This window comes from Pedobacter sp. UBA4863 (assembly GCF_002399615.1).
Taxonomy (GTDB): domain Bacteria; phylum Bacteroidota; class Bacteroidia; order Sphingobacteriales; family Sphingobacteriaceae; genus Pedobacter.
This window is the reverse complement of sequence record NZ_DHDZ01000017.1, coordinates 49,832-61,170: the sequence shown is the minus strand read 5'-3', so window position 1 is coordinate 61,170 and position 11,339 is coordinate 49,832. Positions and strand designations below refer to the sequence as shown.

Annotated in this window: 10 protein-coding genes and 2 tRNA genes; 7 read left to right on the top strand and 5 right to left on the bottom strand. The window is 39.3% G+C overall.

The window, feature by feature from the left end:
• Positions 1–648: 648 nt before the first annotated feature.
• A complete protein-coding gene (locus tag B3I52_RS03005; protein ID WP_293298542.1) occupies positions 649–1,194 on the top strand; it encodes a hypothetical protein in 546 nt (181 codons plus the stop codon).
• A gap of 82 nt (positions 1,195–1,276) precedes the next feature.
• Here the strand turns inward: B3I52_RS03005 and B3I52_RS03000 are convergent, their stop codons facing one another.
• The 4 genes from B3I52_RS03000 to ileS all read right to left on the bottom strand — a co-directional run bounded on the left by B3I52_RS03000 (position 1,277) and on the right by ileS (position 6,573).
• Positions 1,277–1,774, bottom strand: coding sequence for a hypothetical protein (locus B3I52_RS03000; RefSeq protein ID WP_293298541.1), 498 nt, complete (start codon positions 1,772–1,774; stop codon positions 1,277–1,279).
• 359 nt (positions 1,775–2,133) lie between these two features.
• Positions 2,134–2,736, bottom strand: coding sequence for a lipoprotein signal peptidase (locus B3I52_RS02995; protein WP_293298538.1), 603 nt, complete (start codon positions 2,734–2,736; stop codon positions 2,134–2,136).
• Positions 2,736–3,119 (bottom strand): TraR/DksA family transcriptional regulator, encoded by a 384-nt coding sequence (locus tag B3I52_RS02990; protein ID WP_199118421.1) that lies wholly within the window; start codon positions 3,117–3,119, stop codon positions 2,736–2,738. Before B3I52_RS02990 ends, B3I52_RS02995 begins: the two co-directional genes overlap by 1 nt.
• A gap of 61 nt (positions 3,120–3,180) precedes the next feature.
• Positions 3,181–6,573 carry an isoleucine--tRNA ligase gene (gene ileS, locus B3I52_RS02985; RefSeq protein ID WP_293298535.1) on the bottom strand — a complete coding sequence of 1,131 codons (3,393 nt, stop codon included), beginning with the start codon at positions 6,571–6,573 and terminating at the stop codon, positions 3,181–3,183.
• 82 nt (positions 6,574–6,655) lie between these two features.
• Between ileS and B3I52_RS02980 the strand changes: the two genes are divergently transcribed.
• Together B3I52_RS02980 and B3I52_RS02975 are read left to right on the top strand one after the other, a co-directional pair.
• Complete coding sequence (locus tag B3I52_RS02980) at positions 6,656–6,850, top strand: DUF2427 domain-containing protein (protein ID WP_293298532.1); 195 nt, start codon at positions 6,656–6,658, stop codon at positions 6,848–6,850.
• Positions 6,851–6,852: 2 nt separating this feature from the next.
• A complete protein-coding gene (locus tag B3I52_RS02975) occupies positions 6,853–7,071 on the top strand; it encodes an isoleucyl-tRNA synthetase (protein WP_293298530.1) in 219 nt (72 codons plus the stop codon).
• Between the two features lie 60 nt (positions 7,072–7,131).
• On the opposite strand, the gene B3I52_RS02970 is transcribed toward B3I52_RS02975, so the two are convergent.
• Entirely contained in the window at positions 7,132–9,411 is a 2,280-nt protein-coding gene (locus tag B3I52_RS02970; RefSeq protein WP_293298527.1) for an efflux RND transporter permease subunit, read from the bottom strand.
• Positions 9,412–9,642: 231 nt separating this feature from the next.
• On the opposite strand from B3I52_RS02970, the gene B3I52_RS02965 reads away from it, so the two are divergent.
• The 4 genes from B3I52_RS02965 (at position 9,643) to B3I52_RS02950 (ending at position 11,148) form a co-directional block, all read left to right on the top strand.
• Positions 9,643–9,990: a diacylglycerol kinase family protein gene (locus B3I52_RS02965; protein WP_293298524.1), complete on the top strand. Its 348-nt coding sequence runs from the start codon at positions 9,643–9,645 to the stop codon at positions 9,988–9,990.
• Positions 9,991–10,716, top strand: a complete 726-nt coding sequence (gene recO, locus B3I52_RS02960; RefSeq protein ID WP_293298521.1) for a DNA repair protein RecO — start codon at positions 9,991–9,993, stop codon at positions 10,714–10,716.
• A 168-nt stretch (positions 10,717–10,884) separates the two neighbouring features.
• Positions 10,885–10,959 (top strand) — tRNA-Val (locus B3I52_RS02955).
• 114 nt (positions 10,960–11,073) lie between these two features.
• Positions 11,074–11,148: transfer RNA gene (locus B3I52_RS02950), tRNA-Val, on the top strand.
• Positions 11,149–11,339: the final 191 nt, after the last annotated feature.

Genomic DNA, 11,339 nt, shown 5'->3' with positions numbered 1-11,339 from the left:
TCCCTTCCGAAAATCGGAATAAACTCTCCAAAGGAGGACACATATTGCTTAAGCATTTTGCATATCCCCCTCTCCGAGAGTTTATCCCCCTCTGCGAGGGGGCAGGGGGAGGAAAATAGCAATTACCAATATTTGCCTCCAAACGATAGCAAAAACAACCAACGCCCAACGATAAACAAAACAAAAGTCCTTAAAGTCCCAATAGTCACCTATTACCTCAACTGTCATAAAGCAAACACTTCCCAATGAAAAAAGCCCTTTAATAAAAGTTTACCAGAAACAGTGCAGATAAACTTTGAGATATCCCCTCCATACAAATTGTAGCAATAACAGGGGCCAAAAGAAGCAGAACCAACGAAAAACGAACAACAACCACCTCCACACCACCACCACACATGGTCGGCACAACAAACACACATCAAACATACATCAAACACACATCAACGGCACATTAACAATATACGCAAATGCCGAACAAAAATACATTTGGCGCAACTTAAGGCATAAAAATACTTAAGAAGTATATATATGCTTAATGGTAAATAACAAATTGTTTATCAGTAAATTATGTTTCAACTTTGGCTAAGTAAAGCATTCCGGAAAAAGCTTTTTAACAGAATTATTAATCTTTTAAAAAAAAACAAAATCATGGCAAGATCAACAAACAACGTCGTAATGAAAGGCGTAAGCGGTACCATCGGTAAAATGTTAGTGTTTCGCACTAATGCAGCCGATAAAACAATTATTGCACGTCGTCCTAAACAGTCCAACAAGCCACTTACAGTAGGGCAGTTAGAAGTAAGAGAGCGTTTCACCGAAGCGGCTTATTACGCAAAATCGGCAATTGGCAATCCCGTATTAAAAGAACAGTACCAGGCCAAAGCAAGGCCAGGGCAATCAGCCTATAACATCGCTTTTGCAGATTACCTAAAAGCTCCAGCGCTCCGTAAAGTAATGGCTGATGAATACATGGGCCAAATAGGCGACAAGCTAACATTTAGGATTATCGACAACTTTAAACTACAGTCCGTAAACGTTAGGATTTTAGATGAAGATAACAATGTGATTGAACAAGGCGCTGTAACACCTTTAGAAAACGGTCTCGATTGGCAATACACCGCTACCGTAGCTAACCCTACAGTACTAGGCACCAACCTAGAGGTCACCGTCAAAGACACCCCGGTAATGTGGTAGTATTTAACAACATCATTTCTAGTTAACAAATTTACTAACCGAGGGTTTTTAGTCTTCACCATCAACCTCAATTGCAGAACAATTATAAAAAGGGTAGAAGGCTGAAAGGCAGAGTTGGCCTAAATAGCACTCTAAAAGCACTGATCCGTTCTTGTACAGGCATTTCCAATAAACGCATTCTCAATAATACCCCTGCTTCATATTCGGTACAAAGTGCTTCATAAACAGGTCTTAATTCATTAAAGCGCTGGTAAAGCTTTTGCAAATCATCAAAATTCCAATGGTAAACAAGGCAAGGCATGCAAGCCAAAAGATAGCGGTTTTGCTGATGGCTGCGGGTAATAAAACATTGGTGGTTGCCGATAAAATTGATAATTGCCGGGTTGCTGCGGTCAAGGTCGTCATATTCCTTCAAAATACCTTGGGCAATATAACCCAAAGTGCCAATTTTCCGTACAAAACGTTGCTCTTGCATAACCTCGGTGCTGTGCGCCAACTTGCAAATCAAATCCCAAGCCTCGGGTCTTAGTGCACCAAGGCTTTGTAGCTTTGTTTTTAAATCAATTAATTCCTCTTCCACAACAATACATTAAACAACCTCAACCTTTGTTCTTTTTTCAGCCTTCAGCTTTTAGCTTTCAGCCTTAATCTCAATCTCAACCCTTATTCTTTCAACTTCGGTCATCGGTCTTTCAGCCTTCGGTCTGCCAAGTAGCTAGATTTCTCGTCGCTATGCTTCCCTCGAAATGACGGAAAAAAGGATTTGCTCCTTGGTCTTTCAGCTTTAGTCTTTGAGCTTTCAACTTTTATCTTTACTCTTTACTCTTTGCTCCTTGCTCTTTACTCTTTCAACTTCGGTCATCGGTCTAAACAAAAAACCTCGCAATAGCTGTTGCGAGGTTTTTTTATCTAAAAGTCCCCTTTAGGGGATTTAGGGGTTTAGTCTTCTATACTTTCGTTATTAATGCCAATTTCGTCCTTAACTTCTTCTTTAAAGTAAGTTTTTTGGAAGATGAGAATGGTAATTACCCCTACAGAAATAGCGGCATCGGCCAAGTTAAAAACAGGTCTAAAAAACTCAAAAGGTTCGCCTCCCCAAATAGGAAACCAAGTAGGGAAGGTGCCTTGAATAATTGGGAAGTAGAGCATATCTACCACACGGCCATGAAACAGCGTTTCGTACTTATATATCACTCCGTAAAAAACAGAATCGATAATGTTACCTAAAGCTCCGGCAAAAATTAGTGCTACATTTAAAATAAAGCCACGATGATATTTGTGCTTAATCATGTAGTGCAGGCCGTAGCCTATACCACCCACTGCCAAAATTCTAAATAATGAAAGTGCTAGTTTGCCAAATTCTCCACCGAACTCTAAGCCAAAGGCCATGCCATTGTTTTCGGTGAAGTGGATAATGAACCAGTCGCCTAAGATTTTGTACTCTTGCCCAAGGTACATATTGGTCTTGATCCAAGTTTTAGAAACTTGGTCTGCCAATAGTACCAGAAATATTAAAAGTAAAGGTTTTGTATAGCCTTTCATTAACCTTGTTTCAATTTAGCTTCCATACTTAAAGTAGCGTGTGGTACTGCACGCAAACGCTCTTTTTGAATTAATTTGCCTGTTTCTCTGCAAATGCCGTAAGTTTTGTTTTCAATGCGCACTAAAGCTGCTTCAAGGTTGTCGATAAATTTTTTCTGACGGGCTGCCAGCTGATTGATTTGCTCTTTCTCTAAAGTAGCAGAACCATCTTCTAAAGTTTTGTATGCACCAGAAGTATCTTCTGTACCATTAGAATTTGGATTGCTCAACGATGAAGTAAGCGATTGTAGTTCTTCTCTAGAGCTTTTTAGTTTTTCTAAAATCAGCTCTTTGAATTCTTGTAATTCGCTGTCAGAGTAACGTGTTTTTTCAGTCTTTTCCATCTCTTATTAATTTAGTGGTGACGAAGCAATTTATGATTTTACTGCAATTGTTTCATCCAGTTTATAATTTGGCAATCAAAATTTCCAATTCAACATCCTCTATTACTATTTTGTTTCCGTTTAGTGGTTTTTCCGATAAAATAATATCGTTTGCTAAAATTTCGGTACAAATGTAATTTTTGTTTTGTAATACCGCAGGACTAATCAAATTATCCTGTTGTAAACTTACTGCTATTCTATCGGTCACTTCAAAGTTCAATTCCTTGCGCAAGTTTTGCACACGGTTTACCAGCTCACGCGATAGTCCCTCTTGTTTAAGCTCGGTAGTAATGTTTACATCTAATGCTACCGTTAAACTGCCCATGTTAGTTACCTGCCATCCCGGAATATCTTCTGCAATAATTTCTACATCGCTCAATAGTATCGAGTACGGAGTATCAGGTATCAAGAAACTTCCCTCTTTTTCAAATTGGGCCAGTTGTTCTTGGTCCAGTTTGTTGATGGCTTCTGTTACTAATTTCATGTCTTTTCCTACTTTAGCGCCTAAGGCTTTAAAGTTTGGTTTTACCTTTTTCTTGATGAAACCAGCGGTGTCGGTAATATAGGAAATTTCTTTAATATTGGTTTCGGATAGGATTAAATCCTTTACCAGTTCTACTTTGTCTTTAAAGTTGTCATCCAAAATAGGAATTAATACTTTGGCTAGCGGTTGACGCACGTTGATGCCCATTTTCTTGCGGAGTGATAACACCATCGAAGAAATGTTTTGCGCTAATTCCATACGCTCGTTCAGTTCATTGTCAATTAGCGACTGATCTGCATCTGGCAACAGGGTTAAGTGTACCGATTCTGATTTTGCCTCGGCTGGTAAAACCTCTGTTAAGTTTTGGTACAACCAATCTGAGAAGAACGGTGCCACCGGCGACATTAACTGCGCAATATTTACCAAGCAAGTGTATAATGTTTCGTAAGCCGCTTTTTTATCTGCGGTCATTTCGCCTTTCCAGAAACGACGACGAGATAAACGGATATACCAGTTACTTAAATGCTCGTCGACAAAGTTTTGGATTGCTCTTGCGGCTTTGGTTGGCTCGTAAGTGTTGTAAGCCTCGTCAACCTCGGCAATTAAGTTTTGCAATAGCGATAAAATCCAACGGTCTAATTCGCTACGTTGCGCAATAGGTGTTTGCTTGTTCAAGTCAATTTCGAACTTATCGATATTGGCATATAATGCGAAGAAAGAATAGGTGTTGTACAGGGTTCCGAAGAACTTACGGCGTACTTCATCTAATCCTTCTAGGTTAAATTTTAAGTTGTCCCAAGGCGATGCGTTGCTAATCATGTACCAGCGGGTAGCATCGGCACTATAAGTATCGATAGTGCTAAACGGATCAACGGCGTTGCCTAAACGTTTAGACATTTTAGCGCCATTTTTATCCAATACCAAGCCGTTTGACACCACGTTTTTAAATGCAATACCAGGGTTGTTTACACGCTCGTTAATGGCTTTTATTTCATCGCTGCTTTCGCTTAGCATTACCGCAATGGCGTGCAAGGTAAAGAACCAACCACGAGTTTGGTCAACGCCTTCTGCAATGAAATCTGCAGGGTAGGCATTTTCAAATTCTTCCTTGTTCTCAAAAGGGAAGTGCCATTGTGCGTAAGGCATGGCACCACTATCAAACCAAACGTCAATTAGGTCGGTTTCGCGGGTCATTTTTTCGCCTTTGGCTGATGCTAAAAATACGTCATCTACATAAGGACGGTGCATATCCTTTAGCTCGAAACCTGCTGGCATAAAACCCGCCTCAATAGCTTTGGCAATTTCTGCATTTAGCTCTGCAATAGAACCAATACACTTCTCTTCCAAGCCATCGGCGGTGCGCCAAATTGGTAATGGCGTACCCCAATAACGAGAACGTGAAAGGTTCCAGTCCACCAAGTTTTCTAACCAGTTGCCAAAACGACCGGTGCCAGTTGCTTCGGGTTTCCAGTTGATGGTTTTGTTCAACTCTGCCATTTTTTCTTTAACGGCCGTAGTTTTAATGAACCAACTGTCTAATGGGTAATAAAGTACTGGTTTGTCAGTTCTCCAGCAATGCGGATAACTGTGTACGTATTTCTCTACCTTAAAGGCTTTGTTTTCTTCTTTTAAGCGGATGGCGATTTCTACATCTACCGATTTTTCTGGAGCTTGGCCTTCGGTGTAGTATTCGTTTTTAACGTATTTGCCACCAAATTCACCTAATGATGCTACAAATTTCCCTTGCAAGTCAACTAACGGAACGGCATTGCCTTTATCGTCCAAAATTAACATTGGCGGTACTTCTGGCGTAGCTTGTTTAGCTACACGAGCATCATCGGCACCAAAGGTAGGCGCAGTGTGAACAATACCTGTACCGTCTTCTGTGGTTACAAAATCGCCACTGATTACACGGAAAGCATTTTCTGCATTTTGGTATGGTGTAGCTAAAGGTAGAAGTTGTTCGTATTTAATGCCTACTAAATCTTCGCCTTTGCATTGGGCTAAAATTTGGTAAGGTATTTTTTTGTCTTCGGCTTTATAGTCGGCAAAAGCAGTCTCGTCTTCCGCTAGGAAAAACTTGCCGCCAAATTGTTTACCTACTAATGTTTTTGCTAAAATTACGTTGATAGGCTCGAAAGTGTACTGGTTAAAGGTTTTTACCAATACATAGTCGATTTTAGGGCCAACGGTTAAAGCAGTGTTACTAGGCAAAGTCCAAGGGGTAGTGGTCCAAGCTAGAATATCAATAGCACCAAAACCTTGTAAAAAAGCAGGAAGTGTTTCAGTAATTGCTTTAAACTGCGCTACAATAGTGGTGTCGCTTACATCACGGTAAGTGCCCGGTTGGTTCAATTCGTGCGAACTTAAGCCTGTACCTGCGGCTGGCGAGTAAGGTTGGATGGTGTAGCCCTTGTATAAAAGTCCTTTGTTGTACAATTGTTGTAAAATCCACCAAAGGGTCTCGATATATTCGTTTTCGTAGGTTACATACGGGTTTTTCAGGTCAACCCAGTAGCCCATTTTCTCGGTAAGGTCGTTCCAAACATCGGTATAACGCATTACCTCTTCTTTGCAGGCTGCGTTGTATTCGTCAACCGAGATTTTCTTGCCGATATCTTCCTTAACGATACCTAGTTTTTTCTCTACCGCAAGCTCGATAGGCAAGCCGTGGGTATCCCATCCGCCTTTGCGCTTAACCTGATATCCTTTTAGGGTTTTATAACGACAGAAAATATCTTTAATAGCACGAGCCATTACGTGGTGAATACCGGGCATTCCGTTTGCCGATGGTGGTCCTTCGTAAAAAGTAAAAGGTTTCGATTTTGGTCTGCTATCAATGCTTTTATCAAAGATGTTTTGTGCTTTCCAAAATGCCAGTATTTCTTCTCCTATTTTAGCTAGTTCTAATTGTTTAAATTCCCTATACATCAATCAAGTATCTCAAAAATTAAAGGTTGCAAAGTTAAGGTTTTAGAATGAATAATGGTAGTTTTGCTTCTGAAATAGTTTTATGGATAGAAATATAAAAAGAGGACTTGCTTGTATGTTGGCGGCAGTTTTACTGATGCCTACTGCTTTATTACTTAAAAACACTAACGAAAATGCAACGGTGGTGGTTCTTTTTTTAAGTATGATCTTAGAACTTATTGGGCTCATCTTTGTTATCATAAACATATTGAAACGAAGAAGATCGCAAAACCAATAAGTATGATAAAGCATTTGAAGCTAACTAAAGCCATTGTAGCAATTGCTTTGGGTATTGTGGCACTCATTGCCGCTAAAGTTATGGAAGATTCTAAAATTGATGGCAACCAAGTGGTGTTGGCTATTTCTGGGGTATTGTTTATTGCCGCAGCGCTTATTTTTCTGTGCCCGATAATTTTTGCAAAAAAAGCAGATAAGGATGGTAAGAAGGTGGAGCTATAGCCACTGGCTAAGGAAGATTAAGAAGCTGTAAGGTTTTTAAAATCTCACAGCTTTATTAGACTAATGGTCATCTAAGTTTTCTAAATTCTTGGCCACTTCTGCTTCAGATAATTTTCTGCGCTTTTTGTTTTTGTCTAGCCATAACATTAAAGCAGGCAACAAAGTAAGGTTAAATACCAATGCTACAAATAAAGTAATAGAAAGTAGCATGCCTAAAATTACCGTCCCGCCAAAGGTAGAAGCGGTAAAAATTCCGAAACCGAAAAACAAGATTAAAGCAATGTGCGTCATGCTCACGCCTGTTTCGGTAATGGTGTCGGTAATTACTTTGCTTACACTGTAATTGGTTAAGTTGAGCTCTTGTTGGTATCTCGTTAAAAAGTAAATGGTTTGGTCGGATGCTAAGCCGAAAGCAATGGTGAAAATTAAAATGGTTGAAGGTTTTAGCGGAATGCCGAAAAATCCCATCAGCCCTGCTGTAATAACCAAAGGAACAATGTTTGGTAATAATGAGATAAACATAATGCCTAAACTCTTAAACTGTGCCAAACGCAGTAAGGAGATTAATACAATTGCCAAAGCAATGCTTTCAAATAGATGTTCAAGCATGTAGTCTGTTCCTTTAGAAAAAATAATGCTCGAACCTGTTAAGGTTACATTGAAACGTTTGGGCGAAAGGATAGAATCTATTTTTGGTTTCAGCTCATCCAAAACTTGGTCTAAACGTTTCGAACCAATATCGGCCATTTGAAAGCTAACGCGGGCAGTTTGTTTTTGTTTATCTACAAAATTGGTAAGCATATTGCCATTTCCCTTGCCAGCATTTGCGGCATAGATTAAGATGAAATTCTTCTCGAAATCTGTGGGTAAACGGTAAAAATTGGTGTCGCTATTGTAAAAAACCTGCGTAGCGTATTTTAATCCAGTATTTAAAGAAATGGAACGAGAGAACTCCGGATAAGCCGAAATCATTTCTTCCATTTTGTCAATCTTATTTAACGTTGATATGCTTAGTACCCCATTTTTACGTTTGGTATCTACGCTGATTTCTAAAGGTAAAATGCCTTCAAAGTTCTTCTCAAAAAACTTAAGGTCGGTTAATATTTTCGAACTTTTGGGCAAGTCGTCCACCACATAGCCATTTACATTGATACGGTAAACGCCTATTAAGGAAATTACTGTTAAAATAATGGTTGCGATGTAAATGGTAGCGCTTTTGGTTTGTACCAGGCGGTCGGTTTTTGCTAAAAGCCTGTATAAAAAGTTTGGTTCATGCACACCGCTCAGTTTATTTTTTGGGGCGGGTAAATAGCTAAAAATTGCCGGAATTAAGCACAAGCTCATTAGCCAAGTAAACATTACATTGAGTGCCGCTACGCTGCCAAACTGCATCAATAGTTCGCTCCCGGTAAAGTATAATACGCCAAAGCCTATCGCTGCGGTAATATTGGCAATTAAAGTGGTTACCGAAATGCGTTCTACGGTAACTTGCCAAGCCTTGTCTTTGTCGCCGTGCTTTTTAAGTTCGTTGTGGTACTTGTTGAGTAATAAAATACTGTTAGGAATGCCTATAATTACAATAAGTGGCGGAATTAAGCCTGTTAAAATGGTGAGTTCGTAGCCAAACAGAACCAAGGTTCCAACACTCCAGATTACACCCATAATTACCACTAAAACAGGATAGAATACCGCAGAAAAACTACGGAAGAATATGAATAAGATTAGTGCCGAAACTAAGATGGACAAACCTAAGAAAAGGACAAATTCATTAGAAACTAGCTTGCTTGTTGCGGTTCTAATGTAGGGCAGGCCAGATAAATGAACATCAATGCCCTCACTTTTACCAAAAGCCAGTGCTTTTTCTTCGATTTCCTTAAGAATTGGGTTTCTAGCGGCCGAATTTAAGATCTTTTGGTCGAAAGTAACTGCCATTAAAGTGGCGTTAGTTGCTGTGTTGTAAAGCAAGCCTTTGTAAAATGGCAACTGATTGAGCTTGCGTTTTAACGAATCCATTTCTGCGTCGTTAGCTATAATCTTGCCAGGGAGTGGTTTTACGGTAAATTTCTGGTTTGTCGTATCTTTTTGTAGTTCGAAAAACTTACCGATGGAAAGCACGCCTTTAATGCCTTTTAACTGCTGTAGTTCGTTAGATAGCTGGGCCCATTTATTGTAGGTGTCCTTTTGGAAGATTTTCTCGCTTTTTACACCAATCACCACAATGCTGCCATCTTCGCCAAATTGTTTTTTAAAGGCATTGTATTTAATGAAAACAGAATCTGTTAATGGTAAAATTTTGGCGCCAGCGTAAGAAAGTTTAATGTTTTTGGCTTGCCATCCCATAAATATGGTAATAGCAATAAATAAAATGATAAGGAGAACGCGATTTTTTAATATCGCATTAGATAGTTTTATCCACATATAAATCTCTGAAAAAATGTAAAGAACGCATAAAATTGACGGAATGCAAAATATGATGGGTTAAAAATTTACTCGTATTGCTCGTTATAAACACGGTTTTAAGGTAATTGTTGTAGGTAAAACGTAACTTTATGCAGTTAAAATTAATAGCCTATGTCCCGGTTTTTTAAGAGTTTTAAATTTGCTGCAAATGGGTTAAAGCAGACTTTTAAAAGTGAGTTGAATTTTAAGATACATATTCTTATAGCTGTTTTGACAGTGGTTGCCGGTTGGTATTTTGAAATTTCTTCGTTAGAGTGGGGCATTATAGTTATTTGCATGGGGTGCACTTTGTTTGCAGAATTGATGAATACCGCCATTGAAGTGTTGGTAAACTTGGTTTCTCCCGAGTTTAATACGAAGGCCGGACTGGTAAAGGATGTGGCCGCTGCCGCAGTTTTAGTTATTGCCTTAATGAGTTTAGTGGCAGGTTTAATTATTTTTGTACCTAAAGTTTTTTAAATGCTGCATAAAACCAGAGGAATTGTTTTAAAAACCACAACCTATAGCGAGAGTAGTGTGGTAGTGCAGGTGTTTACAGAGAAGTTTGGGATTCAGTCTTACCTTATCAATGGCGTTAAAAAGCCAAAGGCTAAAATCCCGATGAATGTGTTACAGCCTTTACACCTATTAGAAATGATAGTTTACCATAAGCAAAATACCCATATACAAAGGGTATCTGAAGCTAGGCCAGTGCCAATATTCAAGCGTATTCCTTACGATGTGGTAAAAAACACCATTGTGCAATTTTTAAACGAGGTGCTTTATAAGAGTATTAGGCAACAACATGTAGATGAGCAATTGTTCGAATACCTTTATAATGCCATTAGTTGGTTTGATGAAACCGAAGAGCTGAGTGTTAATTTCCATTTGTCATTTTTAATGAAACTTACCCGGTTTCTGGGTTTTGCGCCCCAGCCTCAAACAAGAAAAGATCAAAAATATTTTGATTTGCAAGACGGTAATTTTACTTCATTGTTGCCTGTGCATCCTTATTTTGTTGGACAAGAAGAAGGAAATGCGTTAATGCAGCTTTTAAATATAGCATTTGAAAAAAACAACAGTTTGAATTTTAGTAATACTTATCGGCGTTTGGTGCTGGATAAGATATTGATTTACTATAAGTTGCACACGTCTTCTTTCGGGGAGATAAAGTCGCATCAAATACTGGAAGAAGTGCTTGCTTAAAAAAAAGAAAAAAAGAATTGTAAAAAAATAATATAACGCTATATTTGCATTCCCAAACGAAATTGGAAGGATTGGTTTGGAAAGATTGAAATAATGAAAGCTCAGTTGGTTCAGCGCATCCCGATTACTATCGGGAGGGTCGGATTGAATGAGAGAAGATAAAAAAATGGAAGCTTAGCTCAGTTGGTTCAGAGCACCTCGTTTACACCGAGGGGGTCGGGGGTTCGAATCCCTCAGCTTCCACATAATGTTCGCCGGATGGCGGGCTACACAATAAAATATTGGAAGCTTAGCTCAGTTGGTTCAGCGCATCCCGATTGCTATCGGGAGGGTCGGATGAGAGAAGATAGGAAAAATGGAAAATTAGCTCAGTTGGTTCAGAGCACCTCGTTTACACCGAGGGGGTCGGGGGTTCGAATCCCTCATTTTCCACATTAACCTCGTTAGTTTTACTGGCGAGGTTTTTTGTTTTCTAGTGTTTTTTGTATTTTGGTTAATGTTCACCCGTAGTGCATTATTGCTTTAATTAGTTATCCTCCCCCTACCCCCTCCAAAGGGGGACACATGGCGTAACTATGCGATTTACATATCCCCCTCTTAGAGGGGGCAGGGGGAGGATTTAA